The 22758-nt window shown below is 64.6% G+C and carries 20 protein-coding genes; 6 read left to right on the top strand and 14 right to left on the bottom strand.

Annotation, left to right across the window (positions count from 1 at the left end; all coding sequences use genetic code 11):
- Positions 1-4: 4 nt before the first annotated feature.
- Together V1280_RS38415 and V1280_RS38410 are read right to left on the bottom strand one after the other, a co-directional pair.
- The gene (locus tag V1280_RS38415; protein ID WP_334535804.1) at positions 5-1906 is read right to left on the bottom strand and encodes a diguanylate cyclase; all 1902 of its coding nucleotides are present in this window, start codon (positions 1904-1906) and stop codon (positions 5-7) included.
- Between the two features lie 166 nt (positions 1907-2072).
- Complete coding sequence (locus tag V1280_RS38410) at positions 2073-2288, bottom strand: hypothetical protein (RefSeq protein ID WP_334535803.1); 216 nt, start codon at positions 2286-2288, stop codon at positions 2073-2075.
- 112 nt (positions 2289-2400) lie between these two features.
- On the opposite strand from V1280_RS38410, the gene hemE reads away from it, so the two are divergent.
- Both hemE and V1280_RS38400 read left to right on the top strand, forming a co-directional pair.
- Positions 2401-3435 (top strand): uroporphyrinogen decarboxylase, encoded by a 1035-nt coding sequence (gene hemE / locus V1280_RS38405; RefSeq protein ID WP_334535802.1) that lies wholly within the window; start codon positions 2401-2403, stop codon positions 3433-3435.
- A gap of 114 nt (positions 3436-3549) precedes the next feature.
- Positions 3550-3744: a hypothetical protein gene (locus tag V1280_RS38400; RefSeq protein ID WP_334535801.1), complete on the top strand. Its 195-nt coding sequence runs from the start codon at positions 3550-3552 to the stop codon at positions 3742-3744.
- Between the two features lie 339 nt (positions 3745-4083).
- Here V1280_RS38400 and V1280_RS38395 read toward each other — a convergent pair whose 3' ends face one another.
- The 7 genes from V1280_RS38395 to V1280_RS38365 all read right to left on the bottom strand — a co-directional run bounded on the left by V1280_RS38395 (position 4084) and on the right by V1280_RS38365 (position 11765).
- Positions 4084-5046, bottom strand: coding sequence for an acyltransferase family protein (locus V1280_RS38395; RefSeq protein ID WP_334535800.1), 963 nt, complete (start codon positions 5044-5046; stop codon positions 4084-4086).
- Between the two features lie 310 nt (positions 5047-5356).
- Positions 5357-5596, bottom strand: coding sequence for a hypothetical protein (locus tag V1280_RS38390; protein WP_334535799.1), 240 nt, complete (start codon positions 5594-5596; stop codon positions 5357-5359).
- Between the two features lie 3 nt (positions 5597-5599).
- The gene (gene hemC / locus V1280_RS38385; RefSeq protein WP_334535798.1) at positions 5600-6580 is read right to left on the bottom strand and encodes a hydroxymethylbilane synthase; all 981 of its coding nucleotides are present in this window, start codon (positions 6578-6580) and stop codon (positions 5600-5602) included.
- Positions 6581-6665: 85 nt separating this feature from the next.
- A complete protein-coding gene (locus V1280_RS38380) occupies positions 6666-6911 on the bottom strand; it encodes a hypothetical protein (protein WP_334535797.1) in 246 nt (81 codons plus the stop codon).
- A complete protein-coding gene (locus V1280_RS38375) occupies positions 6871-8937 on the bottom strand; it encodes a S8 family serine peptidase (protein WP_334535796.1) in 2067 nt (688 codons plus the stop codon). Before V1280_RS38375 ends, V1280_RS38380 begins: the two co-directional genes overlap by 41 nt.
- A gap of 348 nt (positions 8938-9285) precedes the next feature.
- A complete protein-coding gene (locus tag V1280_RS38370; protein ID WP_334535795.1) occupies positions 9286-10911 on the bottom strand; it encodes a GMC family oxidoreductase in 1626 nt (541 codons plus the stop codon).
- A gap of 263 nt (positions 10912-11174) precedes the next feature.
- Complete coding sequence (locus tag V1280_RS38365) at positions 11175-11765, bottom strand: TetR/AcrR family transcriptional regulator (RefSeq protein ID WP_334535794.1); 591 nt, start codon at positions 11763-11765, stop codon at positions 11175-11177.
- 314 nt (positions 11766-12079) lie between these two features.
- On the opposite strand from V1280_RS38365, the gene V1280_RS38360 reads away from it, so the two are divergent.
- Entirely contained in the window at positions 12080-12445 is a 366-nt protein-coding gene (locus V1280_RS38360) for a nuclear transport factor 2 family protein (RefSeq protein WP_334535793.1), read from the top strand.
- A gap of 23 nt (positions 12446-12468) precedes the next feature.
- Here the strand turns inward: V1280_RS38360 and V1280_RS38355 are convergent, their stop codons facing one another.
- Positions 12469-12948 carry a MarR family winged helix-turn-helix transcriptional regulator gene (locus tag V1280_RS38355; protein ID WP_442895188.1) on the bottom strand — a complete coding sequence of 160 codons (480 nt, stop codon included), beginning with the start codon at positions 12946-12948 and terminating at the stop codon, positions 12469-12471.
- A 50-nt stretch (positions 12949-12998) separates the two neighbouring features.
- On the opposite strand from V1280_RS38355, the gene V1280_RS38350 reads away from it, so the two are divergent.
- Both V1280_RS38350 and V1280_RS38345 read left to right on the top strand, forming a co-directional pair.
- Positions 12999-14492: an FAD-dependent oxidoreductase gene (locus V1280_RS38350; protein ID WP_334535792.1), complete on the top strand. Its 1494-nt coding sequence runs from the start codon at positions 12999-13001 to the stop codon at positions 14490-14492.
- A 300-nt stretch (positions 14493-14792) separates the two neighbouring features.
- Complete coding sequence (locus V1280_RS38345) at positions 14793-16754, top strand: putative bifunctional diguanylate cyclase/phosphodiesterase (protein WP_334535791.1); 1962 nt, start codon at positions 14793-14795, stop codon at positions 16752-16754.
- 6 nt (positions 16755-16760) lie between these two features.
- On the opposite strand, the gene V1280_RS38340 is transcribed toward V1280_RS38345, so the two are convergent.
- The 4 genes from V1280_RS38340 to pgm form a co-directional block, all read right to left on the bottom strand.
- Entirely contained in the window at positions 16761-17741 is a 981-nt protein-coding gene (locus V1280_RS38340; protein ID WP_334535790.1) for a PDR/VanB family oxidoreductase, read from the bottom strand.
- Positions 17742-17748: 7 nt separating this feature from the next.
- Positions 17749-18510 carry a GntR family transcriptional regulator gene (locus tag V1280_RS38335; protein ID WP_334535789.1) on the bottom strand — a complete coding sequence of 254 codons (762 nt, stop codon included), beginning with the start codon at positions 18508-18510 and terminating at the stop codon, positions 17749-17751.
- Between the two features lie 5 nt (positions 18511-18515).
- Positions 18516-19565, bottom strand: coding sequence for an aromatic ring-hydroxylating dioxygenase subunit alpha (locus V1280_RS38330; RefSeq protein WP_334535788.1), 1050 nt, complete (start codon positions 19563-19565; stop codon positions 18516-18518).
- 292 nt (positions 19566-19857) lie between these two features.
- On the bottom strand, positions 19858-21504 hold the full coding sequence (gene pgm / locus V1280_RS38325; protein WP_334535787.1) for a phosphoglucomutase (alpha-D-glucose-1,6-bisphosphate-dependent): 1647 nt from the start codon (positions 21502-21504) through the stop codon (positions 19858-19860).
- A 143-nt stretch (positions 21505-21647) separates the two neighbouring features.
- On the opposite strand from pgm, the gene V1280_RS38320 reads away from it, so the two are divergent.
- Positions 21648-22751 (top strand): alpha/beta hydrolase family protein, encoded by a 1104-nt coding sequence (locus V1280_RS38320; RefSeq protein WP_334535786.1) that lies wholly within the window; start codon positions 21648-21650, stop codon positions 22749-22751.
- Positions 22752-22758: the final 7 nt, after the last annotated feature.

Raw genomic sequence — 22758 nt, 5'->3', positions numbered from 1 at the left:
GATACTACTGACCAGATGCCTTCAGCAGGCTCATGACCTCGCCCGACATCATCAGACGATCGCGGCCGGCGGCCTTGGCGCCGTAGAGCGCGCGGTCGGCGGACTCCACCAGCGATCCCGCACCCGCGGTGCGCTCGAATGAGGGCCGGCAGGCCGCGCCGCCGACCGAGACGGTGACGCAGGGCGCCACCCCACTGGAGGCATGAACGAGGCCTGCATCGTGGACGGCGCTGCGGATCCGCTCGCCGATCCGGGCGCAGCCGGCGGCATCGGTGTTCGGCAGCAGCATGGCGAATTCCTCGCCGCCGTAGCGGGCCGCGAGATCGCCGACCCGCTGCATCTCGGTCGCGATGATCTTGGCGACCACGCGCAAGCAGGCGTCGCCGGCGGGATGGCCGTATTCGTCGTTGTAGGCCTTGAAGTGATCGACGTCGATCATCAAGAGGCCGAGGCTGGAGCGGTCGCGATAGGCCCGCGCCCATTCTTCCTTCAACCGGTCATCGAAGCGGCGGCGGTTGGCAAGCCCGGTGAGGCTGTCCTCGATCGCGAGCGTCTCGAGCCGGGTCTCCAGCTTCTTCTGTTCGGAGATGTCGCGCGAGATCGCGACCACGCCCTCGACATTGCCGTTGTCCTTCCGCGTCACGCGCATGGTCGATTCCAGCCAGACCTCGGACTTCTGCCGGTGCACGTTGCGATAGGTGACGCGCGCCTCGTCGGTATCGCCGCGCTTCATGGCGTCGACGATGGCCTGTACCTGCGGCCGGTCTTCCGGATGGATGCCAGCGAGCGCGTCGGTGCCGATCAGCTGATTGGGGCGCCAGCCGACGACTTGGTTGGACGACGGCGAAACGTAGCGCAGCCGCTCGTCGAGCCCGATGCGGGTGACCATGTCGCTGGAGCCTTCGGCGAGCAGGCGGAAATGCGCCTCCTTCTCGATCAGGGCGGCCGCCATGCGCTGGCCGCGTTGCAATTGACGCACCAGCACCGCGCCGATCACCGCGATCAGCATCACCAGCGCGACCACGTACAGCATGCGGGAGATCGCAGCAGCCCGCCACGGCGCGAGCAGCTCGTCCCTGTCGACGGTTGCGAGCAGCACGAGCGGGTAGCGGGCGCTGCGCTTGAAGAAGCTGACGCGCTCGGCGCCGTCCAGCGGCGACGTGAAATGATAGGCGCCAAACGGCCGCTGCAGGCTGGCGTCGCGGAACAGGGGGGTGTCGCCGACATTGCGGCCGACGAGTTTTTCGTTGCTCGGGTTGCGCGCGATGATCATCCCGTCGCCGTACATCAGCGTCACGGAGCTGTTGCGGCCGATCTCGAACTGCTCGTAGAAATGCGACAGGTACTTTGAGCCGATGGCCGCGAGCACCACGCCGCCGAAGCTGCCGTCCGGCTTGTTGAAGCGGCGCGACAGGGTGACGACCCATTCGCCGTCCAACAGGCTCTTCACGGGGTGACCGATGAAGGCCTCGCGCTTGGGCGAGAGCTGGTGATGACGGAAGAACGCGTCGTCGCTGAGTGTCGAGGCGATCGTGCCCGGCGAGGTCAGCCAGTTGCCCTGGTCGTCGATGATGGCGAGGCTGTGAACGCGCTCGATCGCCTTCTTGCGCGCCTCCAGGAGATTGCGCAGTTTCGCGATCGTGGTGGGATCGGCGCCATCCATCTCCAGCCGGCTGACGACGCCGACGACGCCGGAGTCGAGCAGATCGAGGCTGTCCTCGGCATGCTGGGTCAGCGAGCGGGCGACGTTCGCCATTTCGGTTTCCGCGCCCTTGAGCACCTGATCGCGCGCAGCCCATTCGCGCCAGCCGCTGACGCCGAGGATCGCCACGCAGGTGAGCACGACGAACGCCGCCGCGCGCAACGGCAGGCGGCTCCATCCGGCTCTCTGTGAGGCGAGGTTCATGCGGCAGAATTCTCCAATAGTGGGAAACTCTGCCGCTTCTCTTATTGAACCCTGAAGCGCCTGCGCGAATTCGCATTCATCTACGGGTTTTCCCGTACTCCTACGGACCGGGGCTTCCGCAGATCACTAACAAGGTCTTAGCAAGCCTATCGGAAACCGGCGGCCCCTAGCTGAAGATCGACTTAACCTTGGCCCAGAGCGAGGGATTGTCGGCGTCCGCATCGGCCTTGGACGGCGTCGGCTGCGTGGCGCTCACGGGATCGGAGGCGGGGAAGCTATCTTCCAACCCGGTATCGAGCTTGGCGTGGCGGTCGGCCGCGAGCGCCTCGCGCAGATTGTCGGCGTGCTTGTCGTGCGGCGCGGGATTGAATGTCTGAGCCATGGAATTCCTCCTCCATTGGCGGGATCAACGCGGCGCAATTGCGCTGGTTCCCCTGTTCCGCTTCCGCTCACGGCGGTGTATCAGGAACCTCAACTCTGCGTCAGGAACGTTCGTGCCCCAGTCAGCGACAAAGCCCTTCATCGACGTGCTCTCCGGCAAGCCGCAAGCCGTCCCGCCCATGTGGATGATGCGGCAGGCCGGCCGCTATCTGCCGGAGTACCGCGAGGTGCGCGCCAAGGCCGGCGGCTTCCTCGATCTCTGCTTCAATCCGGGACTTGCCGCCGAAGTGACGCTGCAGCCGATCCGCCGGTTCGGCTTCGATGCGGCGATCATCTTCTCCGACATTCTGGTGATCCCCTACGCGCTCGGCCGCTCCGTGCGCTTCGAGGTCGGCGAAGGTCCGCGGCTCGAGCCGCTGGATGATCCCGCCAAGGTCGCCACACTCGCCACGCAAGCCGACTTCGGCAAGCTCACACCGGTGTTCGAGGCGCTCAAGCTCGTGCGTGGCGCGCTCGATCCGAAGATTGCGCTGATCGGCTTCTGCGGCGCGCCGTGGACGGTTGCGACCTATATGGTCGCGGGCCACGGCACGCCCGACCAGGCGCCGGCGCGGATGATGGCCTACCGGCATCCGGACGCCTTTGCGAAAATCATCGACGTGCTGGTCGAGAACTCGATTCAATATCTGCTGGCGCAACTCGAAGCCGGCGCGAACGCCTTGCAGATCTTCGACACCTGGGCCGGCGTGCTGCCGCCGGCCGAGTTCGCGCGCTGGTCGGTCGAGCCGACGCGTCGCATCGTCGAAGGCGTGCGTGCAAAAGTGCCGGGTGCCAAGATCATCGGCTTCCCCCGCGGCGCCGGCGCGCAATTGCCTGGCTATGTCGAGGCGACCGGCGTCAACGCCGTCAGCATCGACTGGACTGCCGAGCCGGCGTTCATCCGCGAGCGCGTGCAGAGCCGCGTCGCGGTGCAGGGCAATCTCGATCCGCTGGTGCTGATCACGGGCGGCGCGGCACTCGACCGCGCGGTCGACAATGTGCTGGCGAATTTTGCGCAAGGGCGCTTCATCTTCAATCTCGGCCACGGCATCCAGCCGGAGACGCCGATCGCCCATGTCGAGCAGATGCTGAAGCGCGTGCGCGGCTAAAAAAATTCCGCCCCCTCGGGGGGCGGAAACAAAACCGCGAAAACAACCCCATGCACAGTAGAAATCATTGAAGAATTTCGCTCGTCATGGGCGGAGCCCCTGCCGCACCGACGTTTGACGCGTCGGGCAAAACAGGCGCACGATGGCATCATCCCAACGACCATGACCTTGCAGGCAGATCCCAAGAACGGACTGCCTCAGGTCCTCGATCCGGCTAAGGTGTCGGATCTCCTGGGCAAAAAGATCGCAACCTTCGCCGCGCAGCTTGCTGATATGCAAGCTCAGCTGGAGACCGCCAAGCAGGAATAGCATCGCGCGATTCGCAGATTGCGGGGATACCACCTTCGTTGCCGATTGAGCAATCCGGCGAGAGCTGGGCCCCGGCTCGTTCTTCCGCGCGGCAATTTTGCCATATCCTCAAAAGGAAGAGACCGATGACCTATTCGCTTCTCTGGCTGCCCGGCGTGCTGCGTGACGCCGGCCTCGAAGTGCTCGAGCATGACGGCTGGTAGACGCGCGGCCATGACGATGTGGGCGGTGTGAGGGGCAACTGACCGTATCGAGTGTGACAACGGCAGCAGCTTACACCACCTCCGGGAGCTCGACGGCTGCCGCTGCACTGTTAGGTGAGGGATAGCAGTTGTCCGGCTAGACCTGGCCTGCAGCGCTTTGGGGGCGGCTCCTTGCGGCCTTCAACGTATTGTACAGCTTGTGCTCCAGCAGGCCAAATGACGCGGAAGCGATCATTCCCCAGGAAAACATTGCGGCGAGCGGCAACGTCACGAAGCTCGCCGCAAAGACCATTGCCGGGAAGTGCATCAGATATATGCCGTAGGATATGTCGCCGAGCGCCATGACAATGCGCGGTGCTCTCAGATGTGCGAAGGCTAGCAGGACACAGCAGGACGATAGTCCGACGCAGAAAATACGGGGGCGGGAGAGCTCGGTCAGATGAAAGCTTGCTGCGAAAGCCACGGCGCCAATGATCAGAAGCGGGACCGGGCCGATCCGCCTCAGTTGATGATAATTTATCGCGCAGATTACTCCCATCGGAAAGTTCTGCGCCACGGCCGACAACAAGAGTGAGAGCCCTGGAAAACCGTATTCCGTAACGGACGCTGGATCGTGAGAGAAGAGATGGATTGCTGCGATCCATGCAACGCAGAGGACAGTTAGTGTCAGGTCACTAAGTCGCGCAGCAAATGTAATCGCTGCCACTGCATAGAAGGCGACCTCGAACACCAAGGTCCAATACGGGATAGAGGTGAAGTCACTCGATGCCGTTGCGGGATAGAGCAGCACCGATGCTGGCGTAGCGGCGACGACGCGATGGATTGCGAAGAAGAAGCAAGCTTCGATCAGGAGCGCGAGCCAATAGCCCGGGTAAATCCGCAGCGCCCGTTGAATCGCAAATTCCGGAACAGGTTTCGCGCGCTGAAGAGCGATGACGAAGCCAGAGATGACAAAGAACAGAATCACACCGACCCGTCCAAAGTCAGGGCTGATCGAGATCTGGGGGGCGGAAAGGCTCGCCATGTAAGCTGCGTGCTGGAACACCACAAGTGTTGCTGCAATGGCTCTAAGCGCCTGTATTCCCGGGAAGATACTCATATCGAAACACTAACCTCGCAACCTGCACGAGGCAACGGCACAGGAAGATGTTTCACCAGGTCACGCCGATCATGACGCGCAGCATCTAGCGGACATCTGCCTCACCAAGGTCGGCCTGAAAGGAACTGGCACGCTCCAGACTTTGGCGGCCAGACAATCGCTTTTCTAAGCATAAGAAGGGTGGCTCAATGGTTGATCTCACCGCACTGCGGGCGGCGAACGCAAACCGCTTTGCGCGTGCGAAGCTGACGCGCGCGCCGGAATTTGCACCCGTCGCACATCGATTGGCCGGCGCGCTTGCCAAATCCCGCTACCAGGCGGTGTCGGCGCGCACCGGCGTGCCCTGCCGGTGCATCGCCGTGGTGCACGAACGGGAATGCTCACAGAGCTGGTATAGGCCCCTTGCGCAGCGCGATCGCTGGGATCGGAAATCGGTGAGCGTGCCGGCCGGCCGGGGGCCGTTCAAGTCCTGGGAAGACTGCGCGGTCGACGCGCTGGTCAGTTGCGCGCCCTTTGCCGCGCGCAACAAGGATTGGTCGATCGGCGGCATGGCCTACCGCGGCCGGCTGCGCTCGATGATCTCGGCGGCGCCCTTGTCCAGCAGATCCAGTCCGACGCTACGACCGAGCTCACGCGGGCGATTGGCGGGGCCGGTGCGCGCGGCTTCGATGATGGTGTTGCCGGAGAGATCGAGCACGGACGCGGCGAGCAACATCTGATCGCCTGATATGGTCGAGAAGCCAGCCACCGGCGAATTGCAGTGACCGTTCAGCACCCACAGCACTTCGCGCTCGGCATCGGCGCAGGCATGCGCCGATGGATCGTCGATCGATGACAGGATTTTTCGCGTTTGCCAGTCCTGCGCGGCGCATTCGACCGCGACGATGCCCTGCCCCGCCGCGGGCAGCATTTCGGCGGCGGTGAATTCGTAGGCGATGCGATGAGACAGACCCACGCGGTCGAGACCCGAGCGCGCCATGATCAGTGCGTCCGCCGGCCCCACCGCGCCGCCATCCGGCAGCTTCTGCATCTCGCCATTGTCGAGTTTTCGCACGCGGGTGTCGGCCGCGCCGCGGAAATGGATGACCTCGATTTCCGGAAACAGCCGCCGCGCATAGGCGGCGCGGCGAACGGCGTTGGTGCCAACTTTAAAACCCTTGCCGCGCGACTGGCGCAGCGCCGCCAGCGTCACGCCGTCGCGCAGCACCAGCGCGTCACTCGCGGGATCGCGCGACAGCGTGGCGCCGATGACGAGGCCCGGTGTGTCCTCGTTGCCCGGCATGTCCTTTAGCGAATGCATCGCCGCCTGCAATTCGCCCGCCAGCACCGCGGCGCGGATCTGCGCGACGAAGGCGCCGCCCTTGCCGCCATGCGGCAGCAGCTTGCTGGTCTGGTCGAGATCGCCTGACGTGTCGAACTTGACGATCTCGACATCGAGACCGGGCATGGCGGCGGTCAGGCGGCGCGCAATCTCTTCCGTCTGTGCCAGCGCCATCGCGCTCTTGCGGGTGCCGATCCGAATCCGATGTGCCACGATCCGTGCTCCACGTGAGACCTGGGTCCGCGGCAGAGACCGCGAGCCCCGGACGGCCGACAATCGCAGCCGGGAGGCACAGATTTCACATCGCCCCCTGAACGACAAGAGCAAAAGGTTGCGGACCCGAGGCGACGTTCGAGGCGATCACCTGGACGATGTAATTTCCCGCGGCGGCCTGGGCGATATGGACCAGTTCCACATTGTTCTTCGAATCGAACGCGCCCGCCGGCTGCCCGCTGTTTCCGACGAAAACCGTGCCGTCGGGTGCCCGCACGACCAGGTTGAGATTATTGACGAGCGCCGCCCCCGGAAAATCGGAATAGGCCATCACGACCCGCAACGGAGCGCCCGGCTTCGCCACGGTGACAGTTCGCTGGTCCATCTCGCCGGTCTGGAGGCCTCGTCCCTCCGCAAAGTCCACGCGCAGTGGATCTGGCGGTGCCAGAACCGCGTCGAGATCGACCCGGCCGTATCCCTGATTGTTGTCGAACGAGGACGCCGCGCCGCTCAGAAAGACGGCCGAAGTCACCCGATGGCGAGGCGATGCCCCGGTTGGTGCGCAGATACTGCCTGACCACGCCGACGGCGCCCGCGGTGAGCGGCGTCGCCATGCTGGTGCCGCCGTCATACATGTACAGCTTGCTCTGGTCGAACCTCGCCCAACCGAAATTGTTCTCGGCGATCATCCGCGACCGTGTCGACAGGATGAACGTCCCGGGCGCCACGACGTCCGGCTTGATCCGTCCGTCCGCGGTGGGGCCCCGGCTGCTGAAGGCCACAATGTCGTCCGGATTGTCCGACACCTGCGCGGATTTGAGCGGCTGGGCCGGGTAGTCCTTCGGCCAGCTATCGCCATAGGTCATGTGGAATTCCGGCCGGTTGTTCTCGCACGCGCCAACGGTGATGCAGTTTTTCGCGGTCCCGGGCGCCGTGACGCTGCCCAGATCAACCACGCCATTGCGATCTGCGTCCGTGCCATCGTTGCCTGCAGCAAAGAGGATGCAGAAGTCGGGCTTGCTCCAGACGAACTTGTCCAGCTGCTGGCATTGCTCGTCATATTCTCCAGGATTCCCGCCGCCCCAGGAATTCGAGTGAATGCGCGCCCCCTTTGCATAGGCATCGCCGAACAGGACGGTCAGGTCGTTGGGAATCCCGGACAGCAGGAAGCGACCGTTTTTCGCCAGATCGGCTGGGTTCTTCCATTTCATCTCCTGCTCGATCGCCTGGAAGACGAGCCGAGCGCCGGACGACAGGCCGCGGACCGGCCCCGTCAATCCCTGAAAATTGGAGCTGGCAATGCCGCTGCCAAGAACCGAACCGGTGGTGTGCGTGCCGTGGCCACTGTCGAGATCAGCAGGCCCATCATCGCTGCCGGGATTCTTGATGAACCTGCTGTAGTCGCGCGTGATGGGATAGCTCTTGATGAAGTTGATGCGGCCGACGAAATCCGGATGCATGTTGTTCGGGTCGCCACTGTCCAGTCCGGTATCGGCTACCGCAATGATCTCACCGTCACCATTGAGACCCAGGCCCGGATGCCCGAGCGAAGCCGCGGTCCCCATGACAATGGCGGCCCGGTCATTCGACTTGCGCGGAATGGCGCGCTCGGTGATCTGGCTCACGCCGTGGACGCGCGACAATTGCTCGAGCTGGCGCGCGACGGCCGTGGCCGTCGTACGCTTGGTCCCCACGATGAGAACGTCGGAGCCCTTGCGCTTGTCGAGGATATCGAAGCCGAGCTTAGTGACCTGCTTGATCGCCTTGGCCGCCTGCGTCGCGCGAAAGAACTGCGCCGTATAGACGCCAGCGCGAATGCGCGTGCGTGGCACCTCCGGAAGCCCCTCGCCCAGCGCCTTGCCCGGCCCGGGAATCGTGTCGGCAGCCAGTCGCGCCGAAAACGGGAGATGGCCGACCCAGCGCACGAAGGGCAGCGACGAGACGGCTGCGAGGTCCTTCGCCGCCATGTTCGCGATGTAGGAGAACCCCTCATAGGGTTGCACGAAGTCCGCCCCGGCCTTGCTTGCGGCCTTGAGCCAATCCTGTTTGATCGGCCCGATGAACTGCACGATGTAGTGATGCGGCCCGGAGCTCAACCTCGGCGCCTTCTTGTAGGCGGGATGGGCCACTGTCTTGCCCTTCGCATTGATGCGCGCCATCGATGTGTCGATGCCGCCCGCCGCCGGCAGCGTGTACTGATCCGTGATGTCCTCGGTCAGATAATTGCGCTTGATGTCGTCAGCGGCGCTGTCCGGCACTTCGGCGACGGTGAAGGCCGGATAAGTCTCGATCACTTTCAACGGCGAGCCGGCCTTGGTGGCGGCCTCTGAATCATAAATCTTGAGAATGCGCGTCATGACACCCTCCCTGTCAGTTCGTGATGGAAATAAATTGAATTATTGGACCAACCTTACCTTTGGTTGCAATCATATGCAACGCGTAGGGCCATTGAATTTGGCAAAAACAACCGCGGCACATGCACGCGGCCTCCCACTGGGCTATCGCATATGAAGAAAGACGCGGCGACCAACTCGCCTGCAGCCGTCCTTCGAGACGCCCGCCTGCGGCGGGCCCTCAGGATGAGGGTCGCGTTTTGCGGCGAGATATCACACCCTCATGGTGAGGAGCCCGCCATAGGCGGGCGTCGCGGATACAGCGCGGCCGGCGGAAGGAACCTGGATTCGCTTGAGGTCGACGGGCGCGGCCTACTGCGCATCCTCCAATATCATGTCGGACGCCTTCTCCGCGATCATGATGATCGGCGCGTTGGTGTTCCCCGAAACGAGGTCCGGCATGATCGAACCGTCGACGACGCGCAAGCCCTCGAGGCCCCTCACCTTCAGCCGCTGGTCGACCACCGCGGGCGCGTCATTGCCCATACGACAGGTCGAGGTCGGATGGTAGATGGTGCTGCCGCGCTCGCGGCAATAATCCAAAAGCTCGGCGTCCGTGGATACCTTCGCGCCGGGATCGTACTCGCCGACCACGAACGGCTTCAGCGCCGGCGCGTTCAGGATCCTGCGCAGGATCTTGAGGCCCTCGACGTTGGTGGTGCGGTCGGTCTCGGTCGACATGTAGTTGATGCGGATCTCCGGCGGCACGGTCGGATCCGCACTTCTAATGCGCAAACTACCCCGGCTCTCCGGCCGGAGCTGGCACACCGACGCCGTAAAACCGGAAAAATCATGCAGCCTCTCCCCCATCTTGTCGGTCGAGAACGGCAGGAAGTGCACCTGGATGTCGGGCGAAGCGAGCCGCGGATTGGTCTTGAAGAACGCGCCCGCGGTGCCGGCCGCAATCGTCAGCCAACCTTTGCGGAACAGCGCATAGCGCGCGCCGGCGAGCGTGCGGCGAAGCGGATGATTGACGGTGTCGTTCAACGTGATCTTCTGCGAGCAGCGCATCACGATGCGGACCTGCATGTGGTCCTGGAGATCGTGGCCGACGCCCGGCGCGTCCAGCACGACGTCGATGCCGTGCTGGCGCAGCAGATCGGCGGGGCCGACGCCGGAGAGCTGCAACAGCTGCGGAGAATTGTACGCGCCGCTCGACAGCACGATCTCCTTTCGCGCCCGCGCGCGGCGCACGCTCGCGCCCTGCCGGTATTCGACACCGACCGCACGGCGGCCCTCAAACAGTACGCGCTGGCCGAGCGCTTCGGTTTCGACCTTGAGATTGCCGCGCGTCTTCGCGGGGCCAAGATAGGCCACGGCTGTCGAGGCGCGACGGCCGTTGCGCGTGGTGGTCTGGAACAGGCCGACCCCTTCCTGGGTGGCGCCGTTGAAATCGGGATTGTAGGGCAGACCGGTTTCGACGGCGGCGTCGATGAAGCCTTTCGACAGCGGATCGGTCACGACCATGTTGGAGACCGGCAGCGGGCCGCCGGTGCCGTGATATTGGTCGGCGCCGCGCGTCTGGTTCTCGGCCTTCTTGAAATAGGGCAGCACGTCGTCATAGCCCCAGCCGGCATTGCCGTGCTGGCGCCAGCGATCGTAATCCTCGTGCTGACCGCGAACGTAAAGCAGGCCGTTGATCGAGCTCGATCCGCCCAGCGTTTTTCCACGCGGCTGGAACACCTGCCGTCCCTTCAACTCGGGCTCCGGCTCGGTCTGGTACATCCAGTTGACGGTCTTTTCCTTGAACAGCTTTCCGTAGCCGAGCGGCACGTGGATCCAGATGTTGGAATCCTTAGGTCCCGCCTCGAGCAGCAACACGCTGTGCTTGCCGTTCGCCGACAGGCGGTTGGCGAGCACGCAGCCGGCAGAGCCGGCGCCGACGATGATGTAGTCGAATTCGGGATCTGACGGCGCGAGGGCGGAATTTGCGTTCATGCGCTACTGTTCTTCTTGTTGGCGTGGCGTTTCCGTCTTCACCTCTCCCCGTCGGGGAGAGGTCGGATTGCTTTAGCGCGCAATTGCGCGCGTGAGCAATCCGGGTGAGGGGCCGCAACGGGCTGCTGAGACCATAACCCCTCACCCGGACTGCGCCGGACGATGCTTCGCATCGCCGGGGGCAGTCCGACCTCTCCCTACGGGAGAGGTGACCCGAGTTCGGCGTCAGCACCGCCCACATAGCTCATTTTGCACTAGCATAATCATTCGCGCAGGCGCAGCGCCTCGACCAGCGACTTGAACGCACGGGCATATTCCGCGCCCGCCCTTGCGATATCGGCGCGTCCGGCGCAGGCGACCGCGGCCTCCGTCACCGCGCCGAGCAGCAGCCGTGCCAGCGGCTCGACCGGTTGCTTTGCGATCAGCCCGGTTTCCATCGCCACAGAGAGCGCGCGCGGCATCTTTCCGCCAAAATGTTTTGCATCGATCTCGCGCCAGCGCTCCCAGCCGAGCACGGCCGGCCCGTCGCGCAAAATGATCTGGCCGGTCGGGCCTTTTGCAGTGGCAGCAAAATAATGCTGGGTGCCCGCGACCATCGCGGCCAGCACGTCCTTCTCGGTGCGCGCGGCGCCGTCGATCTCGACCACGAGATCGCGCGAGACGAGGTCGAACACCGCGGCGAATACCGCCTCCTTGGTCTTGAAGTGATGATAGACCGCGCCCTTGGCGATGCGGGCCCCTTCCGCGATCTCGTCCATCGTCGTCGCGGCAAAGCCCTGCGTCCCGAACAACCGGCGCGCCGCCGTCAGGATCGCCTCGGATGTTGCCGCCCGCCGCTCTGCCTGTTTCGCCATGGGTCCTTCGACAGCAAAATGGATATTAACTTGAACCGATTGGGCCGCGGGCTCGCTGCACCTCTCCCGCTTGCGGGAGAGGTCGGCGCGAAGCGCCGGGTGAGGGTTCTCTCCTCTTGGGGGTTCTTCATTGCGGAGATACCCCCACCCCAACCCTCCCCCGCAAGCGGGAGAGGGAGCCGACCTCCTTCGCGGACGCGACTCGATCTGATCTCGTGATGCTGTAATCGAATTCAGAGCGGGCGGCCAGTTGACTTTTCGACTACCGGTCGGTATTTACCGACTAGCAGTCGGTTTTAATCGTAAGGTGATCCATGCCGAGCCGTGACATCGTCGAAGCCTTTGCGAAGCGCCTGGAGGACGGGGATTTCATCGAAGCGATCGAGCAGTTTTGCGCGCCCGATGCCGCGACCTACGAGAACAACGCCGCGCCGATGGTCGGCCGCGACAAGCTCGTTGCCAAGGAGCGCGGCGTGCTGGCGGCCTTCAAAGAGGTCAAGGCGGTCCGTGTCGGACCGAGCCTGATCGAGGGTGACCATGTCGCGACGCGCTGGACGTTCAGCTTCACCAATGCCGAAGGTGTGACGCGGACACTCGACGAGATCGCGTGGCAGACCTGGCGGGGCGATCAGCTGATCGAGGAGCGCTTCTATTACGATCCGAAGCAGATGGGGCGGTGAACACCGCGCCTTCTTGATCGATTTCAAACCGCCTCGCCCGGCGCGGTCATCGCGTCGGCGAGCTTGCGCGTCAAGCGCACGAGATCCTCGATCTCCTGATCGTCCCAGCTCGCAAGCATCCCTCCGACGATCCGTTCGCGTGCCCGGTCGATCGCATCCGTCATCGCTTTTCCACTCGGTGTAATGGTGGCTTCGCTGACGCGGCGATCCGCTTCGCTGGCGTGGCGCTTGATGAGGCCCAGAGCTTCCAGTTTCGCGACCTGCCGGCTGACCGTGGTGTAGTCCCGTCCCATGCGATCGGCGAGGTCGACGACGCCGATCGGACCACGCCGCTCGATGCCGACGAGCAGCGGAAACAGCGCACGATCGAGCGATATCCCGGCCTCGCGGATCATCATCTCGTCACCCTGCCGGCGGTTGAAGACGCCGATGATGTCGATCAACGCTCCGTGAAGCGATCGCACCTGTTTTTTAATATGTGTATTTTGCACCCTTCTTGACACCTCGCCGGCCCTCCGCTTAATGTGTGCATATTACACATATTGAGGGTCCCATGACAAAGCAATTCACGGCGGATGTGCTGATCTGCGGCGCGGGTGCGGCCGGCCTCACGCTCGCCATCGATCTCGCCCGGCGGGGCGTCTCTTTCCGGCTGATCGAGAAGAGCGAGGGTCCGTTTCACGGGTCTCGCGGCAAGGGAATCCAGCCGCGAACCCAGGAGGTTTTCGAGGATCTCGGCATCCTCGACCGCATCGTTGCGGCCGGCGGCCTGTACCCGCCGGAGCGCGCCTACCGCGACGACGGCAGCTTCACCGAGTCCGAGGTCGTCGAGCGCATCGCCCCGACCCCCGCCGAGCCCTACCACACGGCGCTGATGATCCCGCAATTCCTGACCGAGGGCGTGATGCGCGAGCGTCTGCTCGAGCTCGGCCACCGCGTGGAATTCGGCTGCGAGCTGGTTGGCCTGGCGCAGGATCAGGACGGCGTGACTGCGCATCTTTCCGGTGCGGCCGGCGAGGAGACAATGCGGGTGCGTTACCTCGTCGGTGCCGATGGTGGCCGCAGCTTCGTGCGTCACGCGCTCGATATCGGCTTTCCAGGCAAGACGCTCGGCGTGCGCGCCGTGGTGGCCGATATCGTCCTGACAGGGCTCGACCGTACGGCGTGGCACCGCTTCAACAATGGCGCGATGGATCGCCAGATGGCGCTGTGTCCATTGGCCGGCACGGAGCTCTTCCAGTTGCAGGCGCCTGTCCCGCTCGAAGGCGAGGTCGATCTGTCGGCCGAGGGGCTTTCGACGATGATCGCCGAACGCAGCGGGCGCGACGACATCCGCGTTCACAATGTGCATTGGGCCTCGGCCTATCAGATGAACGCGCGCCTTGCCGATCGTTACCGCGACGGCCGCGCATTTCTGATTGGAGATGCGGCTCACATTCATCCGCCGACCGGTGGACAAGGCCTCAATACCAGCGTGCAGGATGCCTACAATCTCGGCTGGAAACTCGCAGCCGTGATCGGCGGTGCTTCCGCAACTCTGCTCGACAGCTATGAGGCAGAACGCCGACCGGTTGCTGCCGGCATGCTCGGATTGTCCACAAAACTTCTGGACGCCGCCAAGCGCGGCGACCTGAGACGCGGCCGCGAGGTGCAGCAACTCGACATCGGCTATCCCGGATCGCCGCTGGCTCTGGAACAGCCAGGGCGCACGGAAGGTCTTGTCGCGGGAGATCGTGCGCCGGATGCGCCGTTCCGCGGTGCCGCCGGACAGCCCCTACGCCTGTTCGAGTTGCTCAGGGGGACGCACTGGACGCTGCTCGGCTATCAGGTGAAGCGTGACGCCGTGCCCGCACGCACCGGACTGCACATCCACTGCATCGGCCCGGACCAAGAGCTCATCGACGACAGCGGGCACTTCCGCAGCGCCTACACCGTGTCATCAGGGGATTGGGTGCTGGTGCGTCCCGACGGCTACATTGGCGCCTTCGTGGGTGCACAGCAGACCGGTGCGCTCGCGCGGTTTCTGGCTGAGCAGGGGCTCGTCTGACACTGCTGTCATCGCCCGGCCTGACCGGGCGATCCAGTACTCCGAGACGATTCTGATTGAACCGATAGGCCGCGGCGTACTGGATGCCCCGGTCAAGCCGGGGCATGACAGAAGCCACCGTTACAGCCGTAACGCGAGGCGCCGCATTTGTATCGATTTGTTATCGATACTCTCGATGGAACACGCAGAAGTGGTCGCGGCAACTGCGGCGATCGGGGATAATTCATAGTTCGTCAAAGCTTTACGGCGAATTCTCCCGATCGAGCCGGACAAACGGCCTATGCTGCTGCAGGCCCTGGAATGCGGACTCAACTGACCAACTATGTCGTGCGGCTGTTTGCCGGCGATCTGTCGGCCTTTGGCGGTCCTGCAACCGACGAAGCCGTCGCCGGACATATCCGCGCCGAACAGATGTCACTGGTGCTCGGTTATTCCGTCGGCATCATGCTGGCCAATGCCTGCAACGCCGCCGTGCTCGCGGTCGCGCTGTGGCGTTCGCCGGACTGGAAGTTTGCGCTGGCCTGGGCCGTGATCGTGGCCGGCGCGGCGATCGTGTTCGGCCTGCAATCGCATGCCTCGCGGCGCATCACCAAACCGCAATTCGTCTCGCGCCGCGCCATGCACCGGCTGGTGCGCAATGCCTTCGTGCTCGGTGCCGCCTGGGGCATCGTCCCGGTCGCGTTCTTCGCCAACGCCGCGACGGGCGGCCAGCTCGTCATCACCTGCCTCTGCTCCGGCATGCTGGCCGGCGGCGCGCTGGCCTTCGCCACCATCCCGATCGCGGCGATTGCGTTCACGACTCCGATCTTCGTCGGCATCGCGATCTGCCTCGGCCAGGACGGCGATCCCGCCTATGTGCTGATGGCCGTGCTGGTGTTGGTCTACGGCACCGTGCTGCTGCGCGCCGTGTTCGTCAATTCCTTCGCCTTCGCCCGGCGCGTGATCCGGCAGATCGAAGCCGAGCGCATCGTCCGGCAGGATCCCCTCACCCATTTGCCCAACCGCGTCGCCTTCAACGAGACGCTCGATGGCGCGCTCAAGCGCCTCGCTTTGTCCGGCGAAGAGTTCGCCGTGCTGCTGCTCGACCTCGATCGCTTCAAGGAGGTCAACGACCGCTTCGGCCATCCCGCCGGCGACGAATTTCTGGTCCAGGTCGCAAGCCGGCTGCAGCGCTGCACCCGCGCGGCCGAGCATGTCGCGCGCATCGGCGGTGACGAATTCGCGTTGGTGATGGCCAATCTGGTCCGCCCCGAAGATGCGCTCGAGATCGCCGAACGCTTCGTCGCCGCCTTCTCCGAGCCGTTCCTGATCGAGGGCTGCGAGATCGTCGGCGCCACCAGCGTCGGCATCGTGCTGGCGCCGCGCGACGGCAACACGCCGCTCGACATCATGAAGAATGCGGATGCCGCGCTCTATCGCGCCAAGAAGGCCGGGCCCGGCACGATCTGCTTCTTCGAGGAAGCCGACGACAAGGCCTCGCGCGACCGCAAGGCGCTGCAGTGCGATCTCGCTGGCGCCGTCGCGCGCGACGAACTGTTTCTGGTGTTCCAGCCGTTCCTCGATCTCGGCAACAACCGCATCACCGGTTTCGAGGCGCTGCTGCGCTGGCAGCATCCCTCGCGCGGGCTGGTGCCGCCGAGCGAGTTCATCCCGATCGCCGAAGAGACCGGGCTGATCCACGAGATCGGCGAATGGGTGATCCGCCGCGCCTGCGCGACGCTCGCCGACTGGCCGGACGACATCAGGGTCGCCGTGAATTTCTCGGCGGCGCAGTTTCACAACGCGAGCATTCTCCAGACCATCGTGCAGGCGCTGGCCGACGCCAGGGTTGCCCCGCACCGGCTCGAGATCGAGATCACGGAATCGATGCTGCTGTCGAAATACGACTCGGCGGCATCGATCCTGAATGCGCTGCTGGAGTTAGGTGCCACGGTGGCGCTAGATGATTTCGGCACCGGCTTCTCGTCGCTGACCTACCTGCGCAAGCTGCCGTTCAGCCGCATCAAGATCGACCAGTCCTTCATCCGCGACATGCTGGTGCAGCCGGACTGCGCCGCGATCGTGAAATCGGTGATCTCGCTGGCGCGCGACCTCAACATCGACGTCGTCGCCGAAGGCGTCGAGACCGCCGACCAGCTCGAATATCTCAGGCAGATCGCTTGCGACGAGGTGCAGGGCTATCTGATTGGCCGGCCGGTGTCGGCCGACGGCGTGCAGGCGCTGCTCCACTCGAAGAAGCTGCGAGCGATTTTTGCGGCGTAGGCTGCCTCAAACCGCATCCGCTCGCAGCAGCGTGTCCACCGTGATCGTGCCTCGCGCGCGCGAAACGCAGACGCAGATCTTTTCGTTACTTTGCTTCTGGTGATCGCTGAAGAAGACGTCGCGGTGGTCGATCTCGCCCTGGACATCGACGACGTCGATGGCGCAGAGGCCGCATTCGCCGCGCTTGCAGTCGTACATCACCTCGTGTCCGCTGGCGTTGAGGACATCCAGCATCGAGCGCTCGCGCGGGATTTCGAGCTCGACATCGGAGCCCTTCAGGCGCACGCGGAACGTCTCGGTCGGCAGCGTGCCGCTGGAGCCGAAGGTCTCGTAACGGAGATCGGGAAGCGGATGGCCGGCGCCGATCCAGGCATGGCGGGCGGCATCGAGCATCCGCATCGGGCCACAGAACAACGTCAAGGTGCCCTTCGGCAATGATGCGAACAGCGCGTCGAGGTCAAGGCGCTTGCCTTCGTGGCTGGCATGGACGACCAGGCGGTCACCGAGCAGGCTTGAGAGATCATCGAGATAGGCCGCATCAGCGCGCCCGCGCACGGCGTAGTGAAGGACGACGTTTGCGCCGCGGCGCGCCAGCGCCTGCGCGGCACCGAGGATCGGGGTGATGCCGATGCCGCCGGCGATCAGGCAATAATTTTCGCGCGCCCAGTCGACGGCGACGAGCGAAGCGGGCCGCGTGATGTCGAGCCGCGCGCCCGGCGCGAGCTGCCACATGTAGCGCGAGCCGCCGCGGGAATCCTCGGTGCGGCGCACCGCGATTCTGAAGCCAGCCGACGAAGCCTCGCCGACCAGCGAGTAGGACCGCGTCTCGGGCTGGCCGCCGATGGTGACGCTGACATTGATGTGGCTGCCGACCGGATAGCCGGCGCCATCGAACTGGTCCGGCCGGATCAGGAATTCGCGGATGCCGGGCGAAAGATCGCGGGTCGCAACGAGCGTGGCCGGAATCCAGGTTTCGACGAAGCGCATGGTGCCCTCAATCGGTTGCGGTCTTGAGCAGCGCGAGCGCCGGCAAGAGATCGAGATGGGTGCGGTTGCGCAACGCCAGTCGCAGGTTTCGTACCGCGAGCCGCGCATGCTCGCGCATCACGGCTTCGGCGCGTGCGCCCTCGCGGTTCTCGATGGCGTCGATGACGACGCGGTGGTGCTCCTGCCCGATGATCAAAATCTGCTGCGCCTCGGGCAGTGCCGATTGCGCCATCACAAAGCCGCTGGGCGAGGCGAACGGCAGCGCCGAGGCACGGTCGATCTGGCGGACCAGCGGCGGGCTGCGCGACAATTCGGTGAGCAGAGCGTGGAAGCGCGCGTTGAGCGCAACATAGGACGAGAAGGATTCGATCGAGATCGGCACCTGCCGCAGCAGCTCGTCGATCGCGGCAAGACACTCCTTCAGCGGCTCGAGCTCGCGCGCGGAGACGCCGCGCTCGGCGGCGAAGCGCGCGGCGAGGCCTTCCAGCGTGCCGCGCAGCTCGATGGAATCGGAGATGTCGCGCTCCGAAAACGCCTTCACCATGAAGCCGCCGGAGGGGATCGCCTCCAGCAGGCCCTCCTCCTCCAGCCGCACCAGCGCCATGCGCACCGGCGTGCGCGAGGCGCCGGTGGTCTCCACCGCCTGAAGCTCGGAGATGCGCTCGCCCGGGCGTAACGCGCCCGACAGGATCTGGTCGCGCAGCGCGAGCTGCGCCTTCACGGTCTGCGAGACGGAGCGGTCGACCTCACGCTCGGGCGCTGCTTTCACCTGCCCTACTCCGCGGCCTGGAGATGCGTCGGCGGGTTTTCCTTTGCCACCATCTTGTCGATCAGCTTGCGCGTCCACATCGCGCCGGCGTCGATGTTGAGGTTGTAGAAGATGCGATCCGGGTTTTCGTCCATCGCGCGCTGCTGCGCTTCCAGGATCAGCTCGTCCTCGTGAAAAATGCCGGAGACGCCGTCGCGGATCTCGGTGGTGATGCGCTGCTCGCCGATCTGATAGTTGCGCACGAACGCCCAGAAATAGTGGCAGGTCTTGTCGGTTTCCGGCGTGATGGTGTTGAGCACGAAGCCGTTGACGCCCTGCGAGCGGTCGCCTTCGGGCGCGCCGGTGCCGGTCGGCGCCACGCCGACGTCGATGGCGATGGTGCAGGGCGCCTCGAAGCGGATGATCTGCCAGCGGTCGACCAGGCCGGTTTGGCCCAGTTGCTTGGCCCAGAACGGCGGCGCCTCGATGCCGCGCATCCAGCGCGTCACCGTCACCGTCTTCTCGCCATGGGTGACGTCGAACGGCGCTTCCGCAACCGCATCGTTGCCGATGGAGGAGCCGTGCACAAAGGTCTCGTGGGTGAGGTCCATGAGATTGTCGAGCACCAGGCGGTAGTCGCAATTGACGCGGATGGTCTTGCCGTCGCCGGCCCAGGCCGGATCGTGATTCCAGTGCATGTCGGGCACCAGCGCGGGATCGGCGAGCGCAGGGTCGCCCATCCAGAGCCAGATGTAGCGATGGCGCTCGACCACGGGATAGGCGCGCACGCAGGCCGATGGATTGATGGTCTCCTGCGAGGGCATGAAGGTGCAGCGGCCCTGCGCATTGTATTTCAGGCCGTGATAGCCGCAGACGACGGTATCGCCTTCGAGCCGGCCCTTGGACAGCGGCACCAGACGATGCCAGCAGGCGTCCTCAAGAGCTGTCACCGAACCATCGGCCTTGCGGTACATCACGATGTGCTTGCCGCAGATCGTCCGCGGCAACAGCGCCGGCTTGACGTCGGCGTCCCAGGCGGCGGCGTACCAGGCGTTCATGGGGAAAGGTTTTGTCACCGGCGATCTCCCAGGGCTTATGTATGCGTTATGTATACAATAGCGGGGGGATAGAATCGTTCAAGGCCTAAACTAACCTTCCTATAGTACCTTTATTGTATATTATGTATACAGAATGAAGCGCCTGCTGCACCCTCCCCTGGAGGGGGAGGGTCGGCGCGAAGCGCCGGGGTGGGGTGATCTCTCCACACGGGCACTGTTCATCGCGGAGGGACCGTCACCCCCACCCCGCTCGCGCTACGCGCGATCGACCCTCCCCCTCAAGGGACCCTCAAGGGGAGGGTAAGAGAGCCTACGGCCCAAACACCTTCTTCAGCCCGGCCTGGGCCTCTTCCTGAATCCGCTTCAGGTGCTCGGTGCTGCGGAAGCTTTCCGCGTAGATCTTGTAGACGTCCTCCGTCCCCGACGGCCTTGCCGCGAACCAGCCGAAATCGGTCTCGACCTTGATGCCGCCGAAAGGCTGGCCGTTGCCGGGCGCCTTGCTGAGAGTAGAGCGTACCGGATCGCCGGCGAGATCCTTCAAGCCGAGCTGCTCCGGCGTGACAGACTTCAAAATGTTCTTCTGCGGCGTGGTCGCGGCGACGTCGATGCGCGCATAATGGGGCACGCCGAGCTCGGCGGTGAGATCGCCAAACAGCTGGCTCGGATCGCGGCCGGTCTTGGCCATGATCTCGGCGGCGAGCAGGCCGAGGATGATGCCGTCCTTGTCGGTGGTCCACACCTTGCCGTCGCGGCGCAGGAACGAGGCCCCTGCACTCTCCTCGCCGCCGAAGCCGAAGCCGCCGCTGACGAGACCGTCGACAAACCATTTGAAGCCGACCGGCGTCTCCACCAGCTTGCGGCCGAGTTTCTTGGCGACGCGGTCGATGATCGAGCTCGACACCACCGTCTTGCCGATCGCAGCGTCCTTGCCCCAGTTCGGGCGGTGCGCGAACAGATAGGAGATCGCGGTCGCGAGATAATGGTTCGGGTTCATCAACCCGCCGGTGCGCGTGACGATGCCGTGGCGATCGGCGTCGGTGTCGTTGGCAAAAGCGACGTCGAAGCGGTCGCGCATCGCGATCAGGCTCGCCATGGCGTAAGGCGAGGAGCAGTCCATGCGGATCTTGCCGTCCCAGTCCACGGTCATGAAACGGAAGGTCGGGTCGATCGCCTCGTTCACGACGGTGGCCTTGAGGCCGTAGCGCTCGATGATCGGATGCCAGTAATGCACGGCGGCGCCACCGAGCGGGTCGATGCCGATATTGATGCCGGCGGATTTGACCAGCTCGAGATCGACGACATTGCCGAGGTCGGCGACGTAAGGCGTGATGTAATCGTAGGCGTGAACGTTCGACGACTTCAGCGCCCTGGCATAGTCGATGCGCTTCACGCCCTTCAGCCCGTCGGCGAGATAGGCGTTGGCGCGCTTCTCGACGACGCCCGTGACGTCGGTGTCGGCCGGGCCGCCATGCGGCGGATTGTATTTGTAGCCGCCGTCTTCGGGAGGATTGTGCGAGGGCGTGACGACGACGCCGTCGGCGAGACCCGACGTGCGGCCCTTGTTGTAGGTGAGGATCGCGTGCGAGATGACAGGTGTCGGCGTGTAGCCGCCGTCCTTGTCGATCATCACCTCGACGCCGTTGGCCGCGAACACCTCCACCGCACTCGCAAGCGCCGGCTCGGCCAGCGCATGGGTGTCGATGCCGATGAAAAGCGGACCGGTCAGCCCCTTTTCCTGTCTGTAGTCGCAGATGGCCTGCGTGGTCGCGAGGATGTGGCCCTCGTTGAACGAGTTCTTGAACGAGGTGCCGCGATGGCCGGATGTGCCGAACGCCACCCGCTGCGCCGGGTCCGCTGCATCTGGTTTGTTGGCGAAATAGGCCGTCACGAGCCGCGGAATGTTGGCGAGCGTGTTCGGCGAAGCCAGCTTGCCCGCCGCGGGATGAACATCAGCCACTGAAATATCCTCGTCCTGTCGTAGAGATTGCGCCACACCATAGCATCGGCCGGGCTAGCGCCAAACCACAACACGCGCGATGGGCGAGCTGTTCCTGAGATCGTGCTATGGTCTTCTTTTGACCAATCTTTTCGAGTCGGCTCATGGCGCTGTTTCACAGGCTCTTGGTTTTGCTGATCGGCTCACTTGCCATGGCCTTTACGCCGGCGCGCGCCGGCCAGTTCTACACCGAGGACCTGCGCATCCCGATGGCGGAGGCCGGGCCGCAGGGGCTGGAGGCGTTCCTGGTCCGTCCCGCCGGGACCAAGCGCTATCCGCTCGCGCTGCTCAGCCACGGCACGCCGCGCAGCTTTGCCGATCGCGCGACGATGAATGCGCACGGATATTACGGCATCGCACTGGAATATGCGCGCCGCGGTTTCGCCGCCCTGATCGTGATGCGGCGCGGCTACGGCACCTCGCCCGGTGGGCGCATCGACAGCGTCGGCGGCTGCGCCAACGCCGCTTACTTGCCGGCGGCCGCAATTGCGGTCGCGGATTTGCGCGCGGCGATCGACGCGATGGCGCGCCGGGCCGACGTCACCACGACGGGCATGATCGCGGCCGGCCATTCCGCCGGCGGGCTCGCCACCGTCGCGCTGACCGCACAGCCTCCGGCCGGTCTCATCGCCGCGATCAGCTTCGCCGGCGGCCGCGGCTCGCGCGACGAGGACGAGGACGTCTGCAACGAGGAGGGGCTGGTGCAGGCCTTCGCCAGCTTCGGCAAGACCTCGCGGATACCGATGCTGTGGGTCTACGCGACCAACGATCTGTACTTCGGCGCTGATCTGGCGCACCGCCTCTATGCAGGTTTTCGCGCCGGCGGCGGCAACGCGAAATTCGTCTCGGCACCGCCTTACGGCGACGACGGTCACTATCTCTATTCCGTGGCGGGCCGCCCGCAATGGACGCCTTATCTCGACGCGTTCCTGCGCGAGCGCGGGCTCGCCCACGACATTCTGAGCCCGCCCGATCCGATACCGCCACCGGGCCATTTCAGTGACGCGGCGAAGGCCGAGTTCGCGCGCTATCTCGCCAGCACCACGCCACACAAGGCTTTTGCGGTGTCGCCCAATGGCGGTTACGGCTGGCGCTCGGGACGCACCACCGTGGACGATGCGCAACGCGATTCGCTCGCGGCCTGCATGAAATGGTCGCTGACCTGCACACTCTACGCGGTCGACGACCAGCTGAGCGGAACTCGATAGGCCCGCG

The organism is Bradyrhizobium sp. AZCC 2230 (genome assembly GCF_036924495.1).
In the GTDB taxonomy this organism is placed as follows: Bacteria; Pseudomonadota; Alphaproteobacteria; order Rhizobiales; family Xanthobacteraceae; genus Bradyrhizobium; species Bradyrhizobium rifense.
The sequence above is the reverse complement of the archived record's forward strand: the minus strand, read 5'-3'. Positions and strand labels throughout refer to the sequence as shown.

Bases quoted from the DNA above. Each gene is read 5' to 3' on its own strand.
- V1280_RS38415 (WP_334535804.1), bottom strand. From the start codon at position 1,906: ATGAACCTCGCCTCACAGAGAGCCGGATGGAGCCGCCTGCCGTTGCGC.
- V1280_RS38410 (WP_334535803.1), bottom strand. From the start codon at position 2,288: ATGGCTCAGACATTCAATCCCGCGCCGCACGACAAGCACGCCGACAAT.
- V1280_RS38395 (WP_334535800.1), bottom strand. From the start codon at position 5,046: ATGAGTATCTTCCCGGGAATACAGGCGCTTAGAGCCATTGCAGCAACA.
- V1280_RS38390 (WP_334535799.1), bottom strand. From the start codon at position 5,596: ATGCCGCCGATCGACCAATCCTTGTTGCGCGCGGCAAAGGGCGCGCAA.
- V1280_RS38380 (WP_334535797.1), bottom strand. From the start codon at position 6,911: ATGGCCTATTCCGATTTTCCGGGGGCGGCGCTCGTCAATAATCTCAAC.
- V1280_RS38375 (WP_334535796.1), bottom strand. From the start codon at position 8,937: ATGACGCGCATTCTCAAGATTTATGATTCAGAGGCCGCCACCAAGGCC.
- V1280_RS38370 (WP_334535795.1), bottom strand. From the start codon at position 10,911: ATGAACGCAAATTCCGCCCTCGCGCCGTCAGATCCCGAATTCGACTAC.
- V1280_RS38365 (WP_334535794.1), bottom strand. From the start codon at position 11,765: ATGGCGAAACAGGCAGAGCGGCGGGCGGCAACATCCGAGGCGATCCTG.
- V1280_RS38360 (WP_334535793.1), top strand. From the start codon at position 12,080: ATGCCGAGCCGTGACATCGTCGAAGCCTTTGCGAAGCGCCTGGAGGAC.
- V1280_RS38350 (WP_334535792.1), top strand. From the start codon at position 12,999: ATGACAAAGCAATTCACGGCGGATGTGCTGATCTGCGGCGCGGGTGCG.
- V1280_RS38345 (WP_334535791.1), top strand. From the start codon at position 14,793: ATGCGGACTCAACTGACCAACTATGTCGTGCGGCTGTTTGCCGGCGAT.
- V1280_RS38340 (WP_334535790.1), bottom strand. From the start codon at position 17,741: ATGCGCTTCGTCGAAACCTGGATTCCGGCCACGCTCGTTGCGACCCGC.
- V1280_RS38320 (WP_334535786.1), top strand. From the start codon at position 21,648: ATGGCGCTGTTTCACAGGCTCTTGGTTTTGCTGATCGGCTCACTTGCC.